Raw genomic sequence first — 19,503 nt, forward strand, 5'->3', positions numbered from 1 at the left:
GGCGCATCCCGGGCATGGCGCACGAGCAGGCGCCCGCGCTGGCCCTGCTGAACCTGCTGCTGCCGGGCCCGGCCCCCGAGGACGCCGCGCGCAGCCCGGCCACGCTGCAGGCGCTGCCGGGTACCGGCCTCAGCCGCGACCCGGGCCTGCTCGGCCGCACGCTGCTGCTGCCCGCCACGCCCAGCGGCAACGCCGCCGCCCGCGAGGCGCTGCAGGGCATCGAGCAGCGCTGGCTCGACCGGCTGCAGCGCCAGTGGCGCCCGACGCCGGAGCTGCAGGAGCGCTTCGGCCTGCTGCGTACCGACTTCGAGCGCCAGTGGCGCCTGGCCCTGCACGACCCCGAGCACGCGCCGGCCATGGTCAGCGAGGCGGTGGGTGCCGGCGACTGGCGGCTGGTCTTCCGCGTGCTCGAAGGCCTGCCCCAGGTGCGGCTGGACGACGTGCTGGCCGTGGCCGGCGCCTATCTGCGCAGCGAGAACCGCAGCGTGGTGCGCGGCGTCACCGATGCCACGATCACCGCGCCGCAGACGATCGAGCAGCCGCTGGGCTTCCTGGAGGGGCTGTTCTCGCGCCCGGTGCAGGTGCAGCGTGTGGACGATCCGGCCCGCGTGGCCGATGGCGACGCGGCCCTGGGCCGCGGCGAGGGCGATGCGGCGACAGCAGGCGCCTCGCCGGTCGAGCTGTTCGAGACCGACGCCGCCGCGCTGGACGCCGCCACCCAGCGCTATACGCTGCCCAGCGGCCTGCGCATGGCCGCGCTGTCCCGGCCCAACCGCGACGAGCGGGTCAGCCTGCTGCTGCAGCTGCGCTGGGGCTCGCCGCGCGAGATGGCGCGTTGGCAGGCCTGGCGGCCGCTGCCGGCGCTGCTGGAGGAGGGCACCACCGAGCACAGCGCGCAGCAGCTGCGCCAGATCCGCCAGCAGCTGCAGATGCAGGTCGGCTTCGTCGCCGGCCCGCAGGGCCTCAGCGTGCAGCTGCAGGCGCGCCGCGGCACGCTGGTGCAGGCGCTGGTGCTGCTGCGCGAGATGCTGGAGAAGCCGCTGCTGCCGGAGGCGGCCTTCCGGCGCGAGCAGGCGGCCGCGCTGTCCCGCCTGGGCGGCGGCGGCGCCGAGGAACGCGAGCGCCAGTACCGCATGCTGCAGCAGGGCTTGAACCGCGGCGAGCCGGGCTACGTGCCCTCGGCCGCCGAACTGGCCGCGGCCTGGCGCGAGATGCGCGTGGAGGACGTGCGGGCCTACCACCAGCGCTTCTGGTCGGCCAACGAGGCGCGGGTGGCCGTCGTCGGCGCGCTGCCCGACAAGCTGCCCGGCGTGCTGGAGGACCTGATCGGCCGCTGGAAGAAGCCCGAGGCGCCGGCCTACCAGCCCTTCGTCCAGCACCACCTGCCCGAGCGCGCCCAGCGCTTCGTCAGCCGTGCCGCCGGCGACGGCCCAACGCAGGCCGCGGCGATGGTCGTGATGCACCAGGAGTTCCCGCTGCAGCGCGACGAGCCCGATTCCTGGCCGATGCAGGCGGCGGCACGCATCCTCGCCGGCAACGGCGAGCCCGGCGGCACCCGCCTCGCCGACCGTCTGCGCGCCGCTGAATCTCTCAGTTATGCCGTGAACTCCAGCCTGCGCATCGCCAGCGAGGGCAACCGCTCCTACCTGCGCCTGCAGGCCAGCAGCGCGCCGCGCAATGCGACGCGGGTGGAAGCGGCGATGCGCGAGGAGATCGACCGCGCGCTGGCCGACGGCGTCACCGCCGACGAGGTGGAGGCCGCGCGCCGCTGGTTGCGGGCCAACCAGCGGCAGGCGCTGCTGAACGATGTGGGGCTGATGGCCCTGCTGATGGAGCAGATGGACCGCGGCGCCAGCTTTGCGACGGAGGGGGCGCAGGCATCGGCGGCGCTGGCAGCGTTGTCGGTGGACAGCGTGAATGCCGCGATGCGGCGGCTGCTGCGGCCGGAGGGATGGGTGACGGTGGTACGAGGGATGGCAGGGCCTTGAGAGGGTGGCGATCCGGCACAATCCCTGCCAACTCATGAGCAACCCCTACAGCCCGCCCTCGACCGACGTGGACCTGCGCGAGTCTGCGTCTCGCCGTCCGATCGCGTTCGTGATCCTCGGCCTCGCGGCCCTGCAGCTGATCTGGCTGCTGCTTGTCGGGCGGGGCATGCTGATGCTGGTTCAGACGGGGGCTGCCAACGCGTTGTCCGCGCTCACCGCGTGGATCGGCTGCTTGCTCCTCTACCTCGCCGCGGTGCGTTTCGCGATGAACGCCGCCCATGGCAGCCGGCTGTTCCTCGCGGCCCTGGTTTTGACGGGCCTGTCGCTGAAGGGCTGGGCCTTTCCGTACTTCTGGTCATTCACGTATGTCTTCGCGGCGTTGATCGCGGCGGCGGGCTGGTGGCTGGCCCGTCCGAGAGGCCGGCAGGGCTGAGGCCGGGACCCGGCTCTCGCCTGGGGTTTGCACGCGGGTCGCGCCGGGGCGGCGCCGAACAGAATGGCTTCGCCGCCGTTCATCCGAGCGGCGCCGACCTTCAGGGAGAGACAAAGAGACATGGCACCCCGGCTTCGGCATCCTTCACTGGCTCGTACTCATTGCGATCTCGGCGGTCGTGCGCCGGCCTGGCCTACGCGATGAGGGCTGAGCGCAGTTGTCTCCTCTTTGCCCTGGTGCTGGCCTGCGCGCTGCTGGCGGCCTGCGGCAGGAAGGATGAGCCCCGCGGTGTTGCCGCAGCCATGGAGACGCGGCTCGACCAGCGCAGCAAGACGCTGGCGTATGAGCACAGCGTGAGCCTGCAGGCGGACGAGGATCGCATCCAATCGGTTTTCGACACGGCGCTGGCGGCCTGCAGAGAGGTCGCCGCCGCGGCTCGCTGCGAAGTGCTGCAATCCACGATCGACACCGGCAAGGCGCCCTATGCCACGCTCAGATTCCGGGCGGCCCCCGAGGGTATTCGGCAGATCCTGGCCAAGCTGGCCGTGCAGGGCCAGCTCGTCTCGCAAAGCACGAGCGCCGAAGACCTGGCGGCGCCCATCGAGGATGCGGGCCGCAAGCTCGCGATGCTGAACGACTATCGGACCCGGCTGGAAGAGCTGCGCAACCGCGCCGCGACCAACATCGACTCGTTGATCAAGGTCAACCAGGAACTGGCGCGAGTGCAGTCCGACATCGAGGCTATCAGCGGCGAGCAGGTGCGGCTGGATCGGCGGGTGAAGACCGAGATCCTCCACATCACCATCGGCGCCACGCAGGGCCAGGGCTTCTGGCATACCGTGCGCGAGGCAGTCGGCGACTTCGGCATTCACCTGTCGCAAGGCATCGCCAGCGCGATCACGGGCGTGGCCTTCCTGCTGCCCTGGTGCCTGGTCCTGGTGCCGGCCGTGTTCCTGTTGAAAAAGCTGCTGTGGAGACGGCGGCCCGGAGCCACGCCCCAATGATCATCGAACGCATCTTCATCAGCCCCGCGCCGGGCGCCGCGCAGCTGGAGCGTGAGCGCATCACCGTGCACGACGGCATGGGCATCGTCGGCGACCGCAACCATGGCCTTAACGCCCATCCCGGCCAGAACCTGACGCTGGTCGAGGCGGAGGAGATCGAGCGCTTCTGCGCCGAGCAGGCGCGCGAACCCGAGCTGTCGCTGACCCGCCGGAACCTCGTCACCCGCGGTGTGCGCCTCAACGATCTGGTGGGCGTGGAGTTCAGCATCGGCAGCGTGAGGCTGCGCGGGGTCGAGCTGTGCGAGCCCTGCGTCGTGCTGGGTGGCCTGCTGGCCAGCGAGACGCTGGCGCCCGCGGCCGTGATCAAGCGCTGGCTGGGCCGCGGCGGCCTGCGCGCCGACGTGCTGAACGGCGGCGATATCGAACGTGGCGCCCGCGTGAGCCGCTGATCGTCAGGCCATGTCCCGGCGGTTCATGTCCGCCAGTGTCTTGCCCGGCTCGTCCCTGAAGCGCTCCTCCATCAGCGTCAGCGTCTGGATGCGGTCCACGCGGAAGCTGCGGAAGTCCTCGCGCAGCTCGCACCAGGCGGCCACGGTCCAGACCGGGCCCCAGAACATGCAGGCCAGCGGGCGGATCGTGCGCTCGCTGCGCAGCTCGCTGAGGTCCAGGTAGTCCAGGCGCAGCTTGTTGCGGCTCTCGGTGGCCTCGCGCAGGCGGGCCAGGTTCTCGCTCATCCGCGCGGTCATGCGCGCGCCCGGCGCGAAGATGGCCAGGCCTTCGGCCGCGGCGCGCGCGCTGGGCGGCAGCACGGCCATGATCTTGGAGAGCGCGTTGTCCGCATCCAGCGCCAGCGTGGCGTCCATCTGCGGCTTGGACAGGCGCACGGCGGCCACCAGGGCCTGGCCTTCCTCGCGCGTGAACATCAGCGGCGGCAGGTCGAAGCCGGCGCGCATGCGGTAGCCCACGCCCGCCTCGCCGTCGATCGGCACGCCCTGCTGCTGCAGCGCGGCCACGTCGCGGTAGATGGTGCGCGGCGACACCTCCAGCCGGGTGGCCAGGAAATCGGCGGTGGAAAGACGGCGTCCGCGGATCAGCTGGACGATCTGGAAAAGTCGGTCGGCACGTCGCATGGGCAGCGATTGTGCTGCACCACAATGTCGTTCATGGACTCACACGATTCTCGCCATCACGTCCTGATCATCGGCTGCGGTTTCGGCGGCCTCGAGGCGGCGCGCGCGCTGGCCGACGAGGACGGCATCCGCATCACCCTGGTCGACCGCAGCAACCACCACCTGTTCCAGCCGCTGCTGTACCAGGTGGCCACCGGCGGGCTCTCGGCGCCCTCGATCGCAGCGCCCATCCGCCACATGCTGCGCCGCCAGCGCAACGCCACGGTGCTGATGGCCGAGGTCGTCGGTATCGACAAGGCGGCCCGGCGCGTGAGTCTGGCCGACGGGCAGCAGCTCGGCTACGACACGCTGGTCGTGGCCAGCGGCGCCACCCACAGCTACTTCGGCCGCGATGCCGACTGGGCCCCGCATGCGCCGGGCCTGAAGACGCTGGACGACGCGTTCAAGCTGCGCGCCAAGGTGCTGCTGGCCTTCGAGCAGGCGGAGCTGCTGGCCGATGCCGCCGCGGCGGCACGGGAACCCTGGCTGAACTTCGTCGTCATCGGCGCCGGGCCCACCGGCGTGGAGATGGCCGGCACGATGGCCGAGATCGCCCGCCACACGCTGAAGGACGAGTTCCGCCGCATCGACCCGACCCGGGCGCAGGTGCTGCTGCTGGAAGGCTCGGACCGGGTGCTGCAGGCCTTCAAGCCGGATCTCTCGGCCCGGGCCGCGCAGCAGCTGACGGCGCTGGGCGTGCAGGTGCGCTGTGGCGCCAAGGTGGTGGGCATCGACGCCGAGGGCGTGGACGTGGAAGAGCGCGGCCAGCGCCTGCGCATCCCCGCGCGCACGGTGGTGTGGGCGGCCGGCGTGGCCGCCTCGCCGCTGGGCCGCTGCCTGGACGTGCCGGTGGACCGCGCGGGGCGCGTGATCGTCGAGCCGGGCCTGAGCATTCCCGGCCACCCGGAGGTCTACGTCGTCGGCGACCTGGCGGCGGCGCAGAGCCACGAGCGCGACGGCACGACGAAGCCGGTGCCCGGCGTCAGCCCCGGCGCCAAGCAGATGGGGCGGCTGGCGGCGGCCAATATCGTCGCGCGGCTGCACGGCAAGCCGCCCGAGGCCTTCCGCTATGTCGACTACGGGGCGCTGGCCACCATCGGGCGCAGCGCGGCGGTGGCGGACCTGGGCAAGCTGCAGTTCTCGGGCCTGCCGGCCTGGCTGTTCTGGCTCTTCGTCCACATCTACTTCCTGATCGGCTTCCGCAACCGCTTCGTCGTGATGCTGGACTGGGCCTCGTCCTACTTCAGCTTCCAGCGCCATGCGCGGGTGATCGCGGAGCAGGCGCTGCCGGGGGCGGCTGATCAGCCCATCGGCGTGCACAGCTCCACCAGCGTGCCGTCCGGGCAGCGCACGTAGGCGACGGTCTGGCCCCAGGACTTGGTGACGGGGGCCTTCAGCGGCGTCGCGCCGGCCGCCACGGCACGCTCGAAGGCGGCCGCCACATCGGCCGTGGCCAGGCCGATCTCGATGCCCAGCGGCGCTTCGCTGCCGGCCGCGCTGACGTAGTCGCGGCCGACGCTGTCGCGCGCGGTGGCGTGGTCGACGAAGGCCAGCGCGGTGGCGCCGGTGTCCAGCTCGCCGTAGGCGCCGGACTCGTGCAGGAAGCGCCGCTGCAGGCCGAAGGCCTGTTCGAAGAAGGCCAGCGAGGCGGCGACGTCGGCGACGTAGACGATGGTGTAGGCGAACTGCATGGTGGCGGCTCCTGTTGTCGGGAAGTGGCGACGATGCTATCGATCCGCCTTGCGCCGGGCTGTCAGTAGAACCTGGCCGTCAGGCCGGGCCGCCGGAGCCCGTATGCTTGCGCGAACGCAAAGAGGATTCACGCGATGACCCATGCCTTGTTGTCCGGCACCGTCCAGCGCCGACGCCTGCTGCAGCTCGGCGCTGCTGCCGTGTTCGCCAGCCCGCCCGCCTGGGCGCAGCAGCAACAGCCCGCGACGAAGCCGCTGGCTGTCGCCCCGATCCCGCTGACTCGCCGCGTGCTGCCCAACGGCCTGGAGCTGATCGCGGTGCCGCAGGCCGGCTACTCGGTCAGCGTGCAGGTCTGGTACCGCGTCGGCGGCAAGGACGACCCGGCCGGCCGCTCCGGCTTCGCCCACCTGTTCGAGCACATGATGTTCAAGCGCACGCGCTACATGGCCGACGAGCAGTTCGACCGCATGACCGAGGACGTGGGCGGCAGCAACAACGCTTTCACCGCCGACGACATGACGGCCTTCCACAGCGTGGTGCCGGCCAACCACCTGGAGCCGCTCTTGTGGGCCGAGGCCGAGCGGATGAGCAATCTGCAGGTGGACCAGGGCAACTTCGACAGCGAGCGCGAGGTGGTCAAGGAGGAGTACCGGCAGCGCGTGCTGGCCGAGCCCTACGGCAAGCTGTTCAACGCGATCTCGGGCTATGGCTACCAGAAGCATCCCTACCGCCGCCCGGTGATCGGCAGCATGGAGGATCTGGACGCCGCCACGCTGCGCGACGTGCAGGCCTTCCACGACACCTACTACCGGCCCGACAACGCGGTGCTGATCGTCGCCGGCGCCTTCGACCCGCTGCAGCTGGACCGCTGGGTGGACCACTACTTCGGCAGCATCCGGCAGCCGCGCGAGCCGGTGCCGCGGGTGAACGTGCCCGAGCCACGCCGCTCGACTGACGCGTTATTCACACTGACCGGGCCCAACGTGCCGCTGCCCGCGGTGCTGCTGATCTGGCAGGCGCCCAAGGCCGCCAGCCCGGATGCACCGGCGCTGCAGGTGGCGCAGGGCCTGCTGTCGCTGGGCGACTCCTCGCGGCTCAACGAGAGCCTGGTCTACCGCATGCAGATCGCGCAGAGCGCCGGCTTCGACGCGATGCTCAATGCCGACGCCGGCCTGCTGGTGGCCAACGCGATCGCCGCCGGCGAGCAGAAGGCGCAGGACCTGGTCGAGCCGCTGGCCCGCGAGGTGCAGCGCCTGGCCGAGGAGCCGATCGCGCCGGCCGAGCTGGACAAGGTCAAGGCCCAGCTGCTGACCGCGGCGCTGGTCAAGCGCCAGACCCCGCTGGGCCTGGGCGAGGCGGTGGGCCAGGCGGCGCTGCTGCGCGGCGATGCCGGCTGGGTCAACCGCGACCTGGCCGCGCTGCAGGCGGTGACGGCGGCCGACGTGCAGCGCGTGCTGCGCCGCGACGTGCTCGGCGCGAAGCGGGTGACGGTGCTGTACGAGAGCGAGGCCAAGTCGTGATGACGATGAAGAACACCCTGATGCTCACGGGCGCGGCGGTGGCCGCCGCCACCGCGCTGGCCCAGCCGCGTGGCTTCGACAAGCCGCCGCCACCCGCTCCCGCGCAGCCGCTGCAGGTGCCGCCGCTCGCCGAGGCCGCGCTGCCCAACGGCGTGCGCGTCGCCACCGCCGAGCGCCACGGCCTGCCGCTGGTGACGGCAATGCTGCTGGTCGAGGCCGGCAGCCTGCTCGATCCGCCCGGCAAGGCCGGCCTCGCCTCGCTGGCCTTCACGCTGACGGGCAAGGGCACGAAGCCGCCCAAGGGCCCGGAGCGCGACGCCGCCACCATCGCCATCGCCGCCGAGACCCTGGGCGGCAGCCTGGAGATCGACACCGGCGCCCGCTCCAGCCGCATCGCGATGACGGTGCCCCTGAACCGCCTCGACGAGAGCCTGGCCCTGATGGCCGAGGTGCTGCGCACGCCGAGTTTCCCGGCCGAGGAGCTGGAGCGCAGCCGCGCGCAGAGCCTCGATGCGATCAAGCTGAACCTTTCCGATCCCGGCGCGCTGTCCGGCCTGCTGGCGCGCCGCCTGTACTGGGGCGACACGCCCAACGGCATCGTCACCACCGCGGCCAGCCTGCAGCGCATCACCCGCGAGGACGTGGTGGCCTTCCATCGCCGCGTCGTGCGGCCGGAGCTGGTCACGCTGGTGCTGGCCGGTGACGTCGAGCCCGCCCGCGCCCGTGCGCTGGCCGAGAAGCACTTCGGCGCGTGGCCGTCCAACCGCATGGCCGTGCCGGTCACGCCGGCCGCGCCGCCGCGACCGATGGCGGCAAGCTCCGTGCTGCTGGACCTGCCCGGTGCGGGCCAGGCGGCGGTGGTCGTGACCGCGCCCTACGCCGCCTTCGGCAACCAGCCGGAGCAGAAGGCGCGGCTGCGTGCCGGCGCGGTGGCCAATACGGTGCTGGGCGTGGGGTATTCATCGCGCATCAACCAGGAGGTGCGCATCAAGCGCGGCCTCAGCTACGGCGCCAGCAGCGGCGTGGAGACGCTGGTGGGCGGCGGCACGCTGACGACCTTCGCGCAGACCAAGAACGCCAGTGCCGGCGAGGTGGCGAAGCTGCTGGCCGGCGAGATCGTGAAGCTCGGCCGCGAGGACGTGCCGGCGGCGGAACTGGCGGCGCGGCAGCAGGTGCTGGTCGGCGACTTCGGCCGCCAGCTGGAGACCACGGCGGGCCTCGCCGCCACCGCGGCCGACCAGTTGCTGCGCCGCCGCGCGCTGGGCGAGCTGCAGCAGTTGCCGGCCGAGCTGCTGGCGGTGGACGCGCCGCGGGTCCGCGAATTTGCGGGCGAGTTCTGGAAGCCCGAGCAGCTGCGCACGGTGATCGTGGCGGACCTGAAGGCGGCCGGTCCGGGCTTGCGCGAGCAGTTCCCGCAGGCGCTGGTGGTCCGCTCGGCCGATCTGGATTTGGGGAGTGCGACGCTGCTGCGCAGGAAATGAGCATCGGGTCGCGGCGACCGAGCGTTCAAGCAAGTTCAAGCAAGCTCAGGGCGAACGAGTTCAGGTCGCCACCGCCTGCCGCACCGCCCGCTCCCATCCCGCCATCAGTTCCTCCGCGCGCCCGCGCGGCATCGTCGGGCGGAAGGTGCGCTCGATCTGCCAGTTATGGGCGACATCGTCGGTGCCGGCGTACAGGCCGGAGCTGAGGCCGGCGAGATAGGCCGCGCCCAGCGCCGTCGTCTCGATCACCTTGGGCCGCACGACCGGGATGCCCAGCAGGTCGGCCTGGAACTGCATCAAGAGGTCGTTGACGCAGGCGCCGCCGTCCACCCGCAGCTCATGCACCGGCGTGCCGCCGGCGGCCACTGCGTCGCGGCTCATGGCGGTGAGCAGCGCCGCACTCTGGAAGGCGATCGATTCCAGCGCGGCGCGGGCGATGTGGGCCATCGTCGTGCCGCGGGTGATGCCGGTCAGCGTGCCGCGGGCCTCGGCGTTCCAGTAGGGCGCACCCAGGCCGGTGAAGGCGGGCACGAAGACCACGCCGCCGGCATCGGGCACGCTCTCGGCCAGGCCCTGGACGTCGCTGCTGGCGCTGAAGGCGCGCAGCCCGTCGCGCAGCCACTGCACGACGGCGCCGCCGATGAACACGCTGCCTTCCAGCGCGTATTCGGGCCGTGCCGAAGGCTGGGCCGCGCTGGTGGTGAGCAGGCCGTTCGACGAGAGCTGGCCGCGGCTGCCGGTGTGCATCAGCATGAAGCAGCCGGTGCCGTAGGTGTTCTTGGCCATGCCGGCGCTGAAGCAGGCCTGGCCGAACAGGGCGGCCTGCTGGTCGCCGGCGATGCCGCCGATCGGCAGCGCGGCGCCCAGGTGCTCGGGCACGGTGTCGCCGAAGTGGTGGGACGAGGGATGCACCGCGGGCAGCAGCTCGCGCGGGATCTCCAGCAGCTTCAGCAGCTCCTCGTCCCAGGCGTTGCGGTGGATGTCGAACAGCATCGTGCGCGAGGCATTGCTGACGTCGGTGGCGTGGACCGCGCCGTTCGTGAGCTTCCACACCAGCCAGCTGTCGATCGTGCCGAAGGCCAGCTCGCCGCGCGCCGCCTGCTCGCGGGCGCCGGGCACGTGATCCAGTAGCCACTTGAGCTTGGTGCCGGAGAAGTAGGCGTCGATCACGAGGCCGGTCTTCTGCTGCACCAAGGGGGCCAGGCCTTGCTCGCGCAGCGCCGCGCAGGTGGGTTCGGCGCGGCGATCCTGCCAGACGATGGCGTGGTGGATCGGCGTGCCCGTCTTGCGGTTCCACACCAGCGTGGTCTCGCGCTGGTTGGTGATGCCGACGGCCTTCACGTCGCCGGCCTTCAGATTCGCCTTGGCCAGCGCCTCGCGGGCGGTGGCGAGCTGGCTCTGCCAGATCTCCTCGGCATCGTGCTCAACCCAGCCGGGCTGCGGGTAGATCTGCCGGAACTCCTTCTGCGCCATCGCGGCGATGCCGCCGCGCTCGTCGAACACGATGGTGCGCGAGCTGGAGGTGCCCTGGTCGAGGGCCAGGAGGTACTGGGGCATGGCGTCGAGTCTCCGCGTTATGTGTCTTATGTGTCCGCGACCACCAGCTCCACGCCGGCCTCTGAGAGCAGGGCAGGGAAGGGGTCCGGCGGTGTCGCATCGGTGAACAGCAGGTCCAGCTGCGGCAGCCGGCCGACCTCGGCCATCGCCGGGCGCATGAACTTGCTGTGGTCGGTGGCCAGCCAGACCTCGCGCGAGTGCTCGATGATCGTGCGGGCCACCAGCACCTCGCGGTAATCGTAGTCGCGCAGCGAGCCGTCCTCCTCGATGCCGGAGATGCCGATCAGGCCGATGTCCACCTTGAACTGGCGGATGAAGTCCACCGCCGCCTCCCCGACCACGCCGCGGTCCCGCGAGCGCACCATGCCGCCCACCATCACCAGCTCGCAGTCGGCGTTGTCGGCCAGGATCATCGCGACATTGAGGTTGTTCGTGATCACGCGCAGGCCGCGGTGGTGCAGCAGTTCGCGGGCGACCGCCTCGGTGGTCGTGCCGATGTTGAGGATCAGCGAGCAGCCGCTCGGGATGCGCGCCGCGATGGCACGCGCGATGCGCGCCTTGCCCTCGGCCTGCAGCGCCTGGCGCTGGCGGTAGGCGATGTTCTCGGTGGTGGAGGCGGGCACCCGCACGCCGCCGTGGAAGCGGGCCACCAGCCCGGCCTCGGCCAGCCGCTGTACGTCGCGCCGCACCGTCTGCAGGGTTACGCCGAACTTCTCCGCCAGGGCCTCCACGCTGACCGAGCCGCGGGCTCGCACTTCGTTCAGGAGATCGCTCTGGCGGAGGTTCGGAATCATGGGCGGGAGATTAAATGGAACAAAAACGAAACGAATAACGGGATAACCCTGGCTGAAATCGCGCGATTTGCAGATACAAAAGAAAAAAGAAGAACACAAACGCGCCACATTCCGTCCGCAGGAGACCCACCCAGGTGAGAGACGATCGAGCCCCCGACGCGACCGCAAGCGCCGCGTCCAGCGAAGCGCTGGACGTGCTCGTCGTGGGCGGCGGCATCAACGGCGCCGGCATCGCCCGCGACCTCGCCGGCCGCGGCTGGCGCGTGCTGCTGGCCGAGCGCGACGACCTCGCCGCGCACACCTCGTCCTCGTCCACCAAGCTGATCCACGGCGGCCTGCGCTACCTGGAGTACTACGAGTTCTCGCTGGTGCGCAAGGCGCTGCAGGAGCGCGAGGTGCTGCTCAGGAGCGCCCCGCACATCATCCGCCCGCTGCGCTTCGTGATGCCGCACGACGCGGCGATGCGCCCGGCCTGGATGGTGCGCATCGGCCTCTTCCTCTACGACCACCTGGCCCGCCGCGAGGTGCTGCCCGGCTCGGCCGGCATCGAGCTGCGCGACTCGCCCTACGGCCGGCCGCTGAAGGCGCGCTACACGCGGGGCTTCGTCTATTCGGACGGCTGGGTGGACGATGCGCGGCTGGTCGTGCTCAACGCGCTCGATGCGCAGAGCAAGGGCGCCGAGGTGCTCACGCGCAGCACGGTCACGCTGGCCCAGCGCGATGCCGACGGATGGGCCGCCACCATCGCCACGCCGCAGGGCGAGCGCCGCGTGCGGGCCCGGGCGCTGGTCAACGCCGCCGGTCCCTGGGCCGAGGCCTTTCTGCGCGGCGTGGCCCGTCCGGCCGGCGGCGAGCTGCTCGCCACCAAGAGCCTGCGCCTGGTGAAGGGCAGCCACATCGTCGTGACGCGCCGCTTCGAGCACGACCATGCCTACATCTTCCAGAACCCCGACAAGCGCATCATCTTCGCCATCCCCTTCGAGGGCGAGTTCACGCTGATCGGCACCACCGATCTCGAACTGCCCGACGCGGCGCTGGACGGTCCAGCCCATATCGACGAGGAAGAGGTGGACTACCTCTGCGAACAGGCCAGCCGCTACTTCGAGCAGCCGGTCACCCGTTCCGATGTGGTGTGGAGTTATGCCGGCGTGCGGCCGCTGCTGGACGATGCCTCGGGCGACCCGTCGGCCGTCACGCGCGACTACCTGCTGGAGACCCACGCCGAGGGCGGCGCGCCGCTGCTGAGCGTCTGGGGCGGCAAGATCACCACCTTCCGCAAGCTGGCCGAGGACGCGGCCGAGCTGATCGGCCAGCTGCTTGGCGAGACCCGTGCCGCCTGGACCGAGCAGGCCCTGCTGCCCGGCGGCGACCTGCGCGGCTGGATCGGCGCGCCCGAGCGGCCCGATGCGGATTTCGCGCGCCTGCTGCGCGCCATCGCCCAGCGCCACCCCTGGCTGCCGCCGGCGCTGGCGCTGCGCCTGGCCCGCGCCTATGGCAGCCGCATCGAGCGGGTGATCGGCAACGCCACCGCGCTGGCCGGCCTGGGCGCCGAGGTGGCGCCGGGCCTGCACGAGGCCGAGCTGCGCTACCTGGTGCGCGAGGAATGGGCCTGCGGCGCGGGAGACGTGCTGTGGCGCCGATCGAAGCTGGGCCTGCACTACAGCGAGGCCCAGCGGCAGGCGGTCGAGGACTGGTTCCAGAACAAGGAAGAGACGAATTCATGCAGTTGACGATGGAAGGCATCAGCTACCGGGTCGGGGCCGCCGAGCACCTGTACCCGCTGGACCTGCGGCTGGTCAGCGGGGCGGTGACCGTGCTGCTGGGCGCCACCCAGGCCGGCAAGACCAGCCTGATGCGGCTGATGGCCGGGCTGGACCGGCCCAGCGCCGGCCGCGTGGCGGTGGACGGCGTGGACGTGACCGGCGTGCCGGTGCGCCAGCGCAAGGTGTCGATGGTCTACCAGCAGTTCATCAACTACCCGTCGATGACGGTGTTCGACAACATCGCCTCGCCGCTGAAGCTGCGCGGCGATCTCGATGCGGCAGCCATTCGCGCCCAGGTCGAGGCGCTGGCCCGCAAGCTGCACATCGAGATGCACCTGACGAAGCTGCCGGCCCAGCTGAGTGGCGGCCAGCAGCAGCGCGTGGCCCTGGCCCGCGCGCTGGCCAAGGGCGCGCCGCTGATGCTGCTGGACGAGCCGCTGGTGAACCTGGACTACAAGCTGCGCGAGGAACTGCGCGAGGAGCTGAGCCAGCTCTTCGCCGCCGGCGACGCGACCGTGGTCTATGCCACCACCGAGCCGGCGGAGGCGCTGCTGCTGGGCGGCTACACCGCGGTGATGGACGCCGGCGAGCTGCTGCAGTACGGACCGACCGCCGAGGTCTTCCACCGCCCTGCCTCGCTGCGCGTGGCGCGGGCCTTCAGCGACCCGCCGATGAACCTGCTGCCGGCCCAGGCCCGCGGCGAGGCGATCGACCTGGGGCCAGGTCTTGCGCTGCCGCTGCGCACGGCGGCCGGCGCGGTGACGGTGGGCGTGCGCGCCTCGGCGCTGCAGCTGCAGGCGCGGCGCGAGGACGACCTGGCGCTGAGCGGCGAGGTGGAGCTGGCCGAGATCTCGGGCTCGGACACGTATGTGCATGCGCGCACGATCGTCGGCCCGCTGGTCGCGCAGCTGGGCGGCGTGCACGAGCTGGCGCTGGGCAGCCGCGTGACGCTGTATCTCAACGCCGCCCATGTCCATGTGTTCGATGCCAACGGCGCGCTCCTGCTCGCCCCGGGAGACCGCTGATGGCCCGCATCGACCTCGACCTCGCCCACAGCTATCGCCCCGATCCGCAGCAGGACAGCGACTACGCGCTGCTGCCCCTGAAGATGACGTTCGAGGACGGCGGCGCCTACGCGCTGCTGGGCCCCTCGGGCTGCGGCAAGACGACGATGCTCAACATCATCTCGGGCCTGGTCCAGCCCTCGCATGGCGGCGTGAGCTTCGACGGCAGGAACGTCACCGCGCTGTCCCCGCAGAGCCGCAACATCGCCCAGGTGTTCCAGTTCCCGGTCATCTACGACACGATGACGGTGGCCGAGAACCTGGCCTTCCCCTTGAAGAACCGCGGCCTGCCGGCCGAGCGGATCAAGGCCCGCGTCGGCCGTATCGCCGAGATGCTGGAGCTGAGCGGCCAGCTGAACCAGCGCGCCGCCAACCTGGCGGCCGATGCCAAGCAGAAGATCTCGCTGGGCCGCGGCCTGGTGCGGGAGGACGTGTCGGCGGTGCTGTTCGACGAGCCGCTGACCGTGATCGACCCGCACCTGAAGTGGCAGCTGCGCCGCAAGCTCAAGCAGATCCACCACGAGTTGAAGCTGACGCTGATCTACGTCACCCACGACCAGGTGGAGGCGCTGACCTTCGCCGACCGCACGGTGGTGATGAGCCAGGGCCGGGCGGTGCAGGTGGGCACGGCGGCGGAGCTGTTCGAGCGGCCGCAGCACCGCTTCGTCGGGCATTTCATCGGCTCGCCGGGGATGAATTTCCTGCCGGCGCGCTGGCGAGGCGGCGTGCTGACGGTGGCAGGGCAAGACCTGGCCCTCGATGAAGCGCGGCTCGCGGGCCATGACGCGCTGACGCTGGGCGTGCGCCCCGAGTACGTGACGCTGTTGCCGCCCGGCACGCCGAACACGCTGCGCGCCACCGCCGCGCGGGTGCAGGACGTGGGCACCTACTGGCTCGTCAATGCGACGGTGGACGAACACACGGTGCGCCTGCGCCTGCCGGCCGATGCCGTGCCGCCCGCCGAGGGCGGCGAGGTCGGCCTGCAACTGCTGGGCACGCACACCTGCTTCTACGGCGCCGACGAGCGCCTGATCGTGGAGGGCCGTCAGGCATGAACAAGCCCGTGAATCAAAAGGCCTGGCTGATGATCCTGCCGGTGCTGGTCTGCGTGGCCTTCTCGGCCATCCTGCCGCTGATGACGGTGGTCAACTACTCGGTGCAGGACATCATCGACCCGGAGCGCCGCGTCTTCGTCGGCACCGAATGGTTCGCCTCGGTGATGCGCGACCCGGAGTTGCACGAGGCGCTGCTGCGGCAGCTGGGCTTCTCGCTGGCGGTGCTGCTGGTGGAGATCCCGCTGGGCGTGCTGCTGGCGCTGTCGATGCCCGCGGAGGGCTGGAAGGCCTCGGCGGTGCTGGTGATCGTGGCGCTGTCGTTGCTGATCCCGTGGAACGTGGTCGGCACGATCTGGCAGATCTACGGCCGCGCGGACATCGGCCTGCTCGGCGCGTCGCTCAGCGCGATGGGCGTGGACTACAACTACACCGGCAACGCGACGGACGCCTGGCTCACCGTGCTGGTGATGGACGTCTGGCACTGGACGCCGCTGGTGGCCCTGCTCGGCTACGCCGGCCTGCGCGCGATCCCCGATGCCTACTACCAGGCCGCGCGCATCGACGGGGCCAGCAAGTTCGCGGTGTTCCGCTACATCCAGCTGCCCAAGATGCGCGGCGTGCTGATGATCGCGGTGCTGCTGCGCTTCATGGACAGCTTCATGATCTACACCGAGCCCTTCGTGCTGACCGGCGGCGGCCCCGGCAACGCGACCACCTTCCTCAGCCAGTTCCTGACGCAGAAGGCGGTCGGCCAGTTCGACCTGGGCCCGGCGGCCGCCTTCTCGCTGATCTATTTCCTGATCATCCTGCTGCTGTGCTTCATCCTCTACAACGGGATGCAGGCGCTCGGCACAACCGACAAGACGGAGGCCGCTCATGGATGAATCGCGCCGCTTCAAGAAGCGCAGCCTCTTCCTCGCGCTGTACCTGGTCTTCGCGCTGCTGCCCATCTACTGGATGGTCAACATGAGCTTCAAGACCAATGAGGAGATCGTCGCCCACTTCAGCATCCTGCCGCAGCACTTCACCTGGGCCAACTACCGCACCATCTTCACCGACGAGTCCTGGTACTCGGGCTATATCAACAGCCTGATCTACGTTGCCATCAACATGGCGATCTCGATCACCGTGGCATTGCCGGCGGCCTATGCCTTCAGCCGCTGGAGCTTCCTCGGCGACAAGCACGTGTTCTTCTGGCTGCTGACCAACCGGATGACGCCGCCGGCGGTCTTCCTGCTGCCCTTCTTCCAGCTCTACTCGACGGTGGGCCTGATGGACACGCACCTGGGCGTGGCGCTGGCCCACCTGGTGTTCAACGTGCCGCTGGCGGTGTGGATCCTGGAAGGCTTCATGAGCGGCGTGCCTCGAGAAATAGACGAGACCGCCTACATCGACGGCTACAGCTTCCCGCGCTTCTTCCTGACGATCTTCCTGCCGCTGATCAAGGCGGGCGTCGGCGTGGCCGCGTTCTTCTGCTTCATGTTCTCGTGGGTGGAGCTGCTGCTGGCGCGCACGCTGACCAGCGTCAACGCCAAGCCGATCGTCGCGACGATGACGCGCACCGTCAGCGCCGCCGGCATGGACTGGGCCACGCTGGCCGCGGCCGGCGTGTTGACGATCGTGCCGGGCGCGATCGTGATCTGGTTCGTGCGGCACTACATCGCCAAGGGCTTTGCAATGGGGAGAGTGTGATGCTCGACTGGATGGTCTGGACCACCCCGGTGGCCGTGTTCTTCGGCTGCATCGCGCTGATGCTGGCCGTGATGACGCTGTGGGAGCTGCGCGCGCCCACCGTGCTGCGCAAGGGCTTCCTGCCGATGAAGACCACGCGCGGCGACCGGCTCTTCGTCGGCCTGCTGAGCGCCGCCTACATCAATCTCGCCTTCATCGGCATCGCCGGGCGGCTGCAGGAATGGCTGCACCTGGAGGAGGAGCCCAGCATCTGGTGGGGCTCGGCGCTGTCGGCCGTGGTGCTGCTGCTGATCATGGCCAAGGGATAACGGGTTAGTTCCACGGGAATCCGGCCCAGCGCTTCCCCGCGGCCGTGGTCCTCCCTCTCAGAGAAGTGCGGGGAAGCGAACCAGCTGATCAACAAGGAGACACGCAGATGAAGAAGATGCATGCCATCGCATTGGCCGCCGCCTGCGCCGTGGCCGGTAGCCAGTCCGCCTGGGCCGACGAGGCCGCGGCGAAGAAGTGGATCGACAGCGAATTCCAGCCGTCCACGCTCAACAAGGACCAGCAGCTGGCCGAGATGAAATGGTTCATCGACGCCGCCAAGAAGCTGCAGGCCAAGGGCGTCAAGGAGATCTCGGTGGTCTCGGAGACGATCACCACGCATGAGTACGAGTCGAAGACCCTGGCCAAGGCCTTCGAGGAGATCACCGGCATCAAGGTCAAGCACGACATCATCCAGGAGGGCGACGTCGTCGAGAAACTGCAGACCTCCATGCAGTCCGGCAAGTCCATCTACGACGGCTGGATCAGCGACTCCGACCTGATCGGCACCCACTGGCGCTACGGCAAGATCATGAACCTCACCGACTACATGGCCGGTGCGGGCAAGGAGTTCACCAACCCGGGCCTGGACATCAAGGACTTCATCGGTACCAGCTTCACCACCGCGCCCGACGGCAAGCTCTACCAGCTGCCCGACCAGCAGTTTGCCAACCTCTACTGGTTCCGCGCCGACCTGTTCGCCAAGAAGGAGCTGCAGGACAAGTTCAAGGCCAAGTACGGCTACGAGCTGGGCGTGCCGCTGAACTGGAGCGCGTATGAGGACATCGCCGAGTTCTTCACCAACGACGTGAAGACCATCGACGGCAAGCCGATCTACGGCCACATGGACTACGGCAAGAAGGACCCGTCGCTGGGCTGGCGCTTCACCGACGCCTGGCTGTCGATGGCCGGCACCGCGGACGTGGGCATCCCCAACGGCCTGCCGGTGGACGAGTGGGGCATCCGCGTGGACGACAAGAAGTGCGCGCCGGTCGGCGCCAGCGTCTCGCGCGGCGGCGCCACCAACTCGCCGGCTGCCGTCTACGCGCTGACCAAGTACGTGGACTGGATGAAGAAGTACGCGCCCAAGGAAGCCACCGGCATGACCTTCGGCGAGGCCGGCCCGGTGCCCGCGCAGGGCCAGATCGCGCAGCAGATCTTCTGGTACACCGCCTTCACCGCCGACATGACCAAGGCCGGCCTGCCGGTCGTCAACGCCGACGGCACGCCCAAGTGGCGCATGGCCCCGGGCCCCAACGGCCCGTACTGGAAGCAGGGCATGCAGAACGGTTATCAGGACGTCGGCTCCTGGACCTTCTTCAAGGACGGGGATGCCAACCGCAAGGCCGCGGCCTGGCTGTACGCGCAGTTCATCACCGCGAAGACGACCTCGCTGAAGAAGAGCATCGTCGGCCTGACCTTCATCCGCGACAGCGACATCCGCAGCGACTACTTCACCAAGAACGCGGCCAAGTACGGCGGCCTGATCGAGTTCTACCGCAGCCCCGCGCGCGTGGCCTGGACGCCGACCGGCACCAATGTGCCCGACTATCCGAAGCTCGCGCAGCTGTGGTGGAAGAACGTGGCCGTGGCCGTCACCGGCGAGAAGACCCCGCAGCAGGCCATGGACAACCTGGCCGACGAGATGGACCAGGTGATGAGCCGCCTGCAGCGCGCCGGCATGGCCAACTGCGCGCCCAAGCTGAACCCCAAGGGCGACCCGAACAAGTGGCTGACCGACAAGGGCGCGCCCTGGAAGAAGCTGGCCAACGAGAAGCCCAAGGGCGAGACCATCGCCTATGACACGCTGCTGAACGCGTGGAAGGCGGGCAAGGTGCGCTGATCGCACGCCCGGGTCATCCTGCCTTTTGACGAGGCCCTGTCCGGAAACGGGCAGGGCCTTGCCGTTTCTCGGCGTTCATATCCGCTTTTACGCAAGACCTGACCCCAGGATCAGGTCATAACGCTCAAGTCAAGCTGACATT

Annotated in this window: 18 protein-coding genes; 14 read left to right on the top strand and 4 right to left on the bottom strand. The window is 70.1% G+C overall.

Translation table 11 applies throughout. From position 1 onward, the window contains the following. The 4 genes from B0W88_RS12935 to B0W88_RS12950 form a co-directional block, all read left to right on the top strand. Positions 1 to 1,988: pitrilysin family protein (locus B0W88_RS12935; RefSeq protein WP_144006743.1), on the top strand; the 1,988-nt coding region annotated here is incomplete at its 5' end. A 34-nt stretch (positions 1,989 to 2,022) separates the two neighbouring features. Beyond that, positions 2,023 to 2,421, top strand: a complete 399-nt coding sequence (locus tag B0W88_RS12940; protein ID WP_077035072.1) for a hypothetical protein — start codon at positions 2,023 to 2,025, stop codon at positions 2,419 to 2,421. A 302-nt stretch (positions 2,422 to 2,723) separates the two neighbouring features. Further along, positions 2,724 to 3,425: a DUF4349 domain-containing protein gene (locus B0W88_RS12945; protein ID WP_158080851.1), complete on the top strand. Its 702-nt coding sequence runs from the start codon at positions 2,724 to 2,726 to the stop codon at positions 3,423 to 3,425. After that, positions 3,422 to 3,874 carry an MOSC domain-containing protein gene (locus B0W88_RS12950; protein WP_077035074.1) on the top strand — a complete coding sequence of 151 codons (453 nt, stop codon included), beginning with the start codon at positions 3,422 to 3,424 and terminating at the stop codon, positions 3,872 to 3,874. Before B0W88_RS12945 ends, B0W88_RS12950 begins: the two co-directional genes overlap by 4 nt. Before the next feature lie 3 nt (positions 3,875 to 3,877). Here B0W88_RS12950 and B0W88_RS12955 read toward each other — a convergent pair whose 3' ends face one another. After that, positions 3,878 to 4,555, bottom strand: coding sequence for a YafY family protein (locus B0W88_RS12955; protein WP_077035075.1), 678 nt, complete (start codon positions 4,553 to 4,555; stop codon positions 3,878 to 3,880). Between the two features lie 24 nt (positions 4,556 to 4,579). Between B0W88_RS12955 and B0W88_RS12960 the strand changes: the two genes are divergently transcribed. Then, complete coding sequence (locus B0W88_RS12960; protein ID WP_083748764.1) at positions 4,580 to 5,950, top strand: NAD(P)/FAD-dependent oxidoreductase; 1,371 nt, start codon at positions 4,580 to 4,582, stop codon at positions 5,948 to 5,950. Here the strand turns inward: B0W88_RS12960 and B0W88_RS12965 are convergent. Then, positions 5,896 to 6,285: a VOC family protein gene (locus B0W88_RS12965; RefSeq protein ID WP_077035076.1), complete on the bottom strand. Its 390-nt coding sequence runs from the start codon at positions 6,283 to 6,285 to the stop codon at positions 5,896 to 5,898. The two genes, B0W88_RS12960 and B0W88_RS12965, sit on opposite strands and share 55 nt — an antisense overlap. A gap of 135 nt (positions 6,286 to 6,420) precedes the next feature. Here B0W88_RS12965 and B0W88_RS12970 point away from each other — a divergent pair, with 135 nt between their 5' ends. Then, positions 6,421 to 7,806, top strand: coding sequence for a pitrilysin family protein (locus tag B0W88_RS12970; RefSeq protein ID WP_077035077.1), 1,386 nt, complete (start codon positions 6,421 to 6,423; stop codon positions 7,804 to 7,806). A 5-nt stretch (positions 7,807 to 7,811) separates the two neighbouring features. Next, positions 7,812 to 9,287, top strand: a complete 1,476-nt coding sequence (locus B0W88_RS12975) for a pitrilysin family protein (protein WP_158080852.1) — start codon at positions 7,812 to 7,814, stop codon at positions 9,285 to 9,287. A 60-nt stretch (positions 9,288 to 9,347) separates the two neighbouring features. On the opposite strand, the gene glpK is transcribed toward B0W88_RS12975, so the two are convergent. Then, positions 9,348 to 10,844, bottom strand: a complete 1,497-nt coding sequence (gene glpK, locus B0W88_RS12980) for a glycerol kinase GlpK (RefSeq protein ID WP_077035079.1) — start codon at positions 10,842 to 10,844, stop codon at positions 9,348 to 9,350. A gap of 26 nt (positions 10,845 to 10,870) precedes the next feature. After that, a complete protein-coding gene (locus B0W88_RS12985; RefSeq protein WP_077035080.1) occupies positions 10,871 to 11,638 on the bottom strand; it encodes a DeoR/GlpR family DNA-binding transcription regulator in 768 nt (255 codons plus the stop codon). Positions 11,639 to 11,772: 134 nt separating this feature from the next. On the opposite strand from B0W88_RS12985, the gene glpD reads away from it, so the two are divergent. The 7 genes from glpD (at position 11,773) to B0W88_RS13020 (ending at position 19,361) form a co-directional block, all read left to right on the top strand. Further along, positions 11,773 to 13,368: a glycerol-3-phosphate dehydrogenase gene (gene glpD, locus B0W88_RS12990; RefSeq protein WP_077035081.1), complete on the top strand. Its 1,596-nt coding sequence runs from the start codon at positions 11,773 to 11,775 to the stop codon at positions 13,366 to 13,368. After that, complete coding sequence (locus B0W88_RS12995) at positions 13,359 to 14,426, top strand: ABC transporter ATP-binding protein (RefSeq protein ID WP_077035082.1); 1,068 nt, start codon at positions 13,359 to 13,361, stop codon at positions 14,424 to 14,426. Before glpD ends, B0W88_RS12995 begins: the two co-directional genes overlap by 10 nt. Further along, positions 14,426 to 15,520: an ABC transporter ATP-binding protein gene (locus B0W88_RS13000; protein WP_077035083.1), complete on the top strand. Its 1,095-nt coding sequence runs from the start codon at positions 14,426 to 14,428 to the stop codon at positions 15,518 to 15,520. Before B0W88_RS12995 ends, B0W88_RS13000 begins: the two co-directional genes overlap by 1 nt. Then, on the top strand, positions 15,517 to 16,404 hold the full coding sequence (locus B0W88_RS13005; protein WP_077035084.1) for a carbohydrate ABC transporter permease: 888 nt from the start codon (positions 15,517 to 15,519) through the stop codon (positions 16,402 to 16,404). The genes B0W88_RS13000 and B0W88_RS13005 overlap by 4 nt, the downstream gene beginning before the upstream one ends. Next, positions 16,397 to 17,212, top strand: a complete 816-nt coding sequence (locus B0W88_RS13010; protein WP_077035085.1) for a carbohydrate ABC transporter permease — start codon at positions 16,397 to 16,399, stop codon at positions 17,210 to 17,212. Before B0W88_RS13005 ends, B0W88_RS13010 begins: the two co-directional genes overlap by 8 nt. After that, positions 17,212 to 17,520 carry a DUF2160 domain-containing protein gene (locus tag B0W88_RS13015; RefSeq protein ID WP_077035086.1) on the top strand — a complete coding sequence of 103 codons (309 nt, stop codon included), beginning with the start codon at positions 17,212 to 17,214 and terminating at the stop codon, positions 17,518 to 17,520. Before B0W88_RS13010 ends, B0W88_RS13015 begins: the two co-directional genes overlap by 1 nt. A 107-nt stretch (positions 17,521 to 17,627) precedes the next feature. Next, complete coding sequence (locus B0W88_RS13020; protein WP_077035087.1) at positions 17,628 to 19,361, top strand: ABC transporter substrate-binding protein; 1,734 nt, start codon at positions 17,628 to 17,630, stop codon at positions 19,359 to 19,361. Positions 19,362 to 19,503 lie beyond the last annotated feature (142 nt).

It is taken from the genome of Pelomonas sp. KK5, from assembly GCF_001984095.1.
GTDB lineage: Bacteria > Pseudomonadota > Gammaproteobacteria > Burkholderiales > Burkholderiaceae_C > KK5.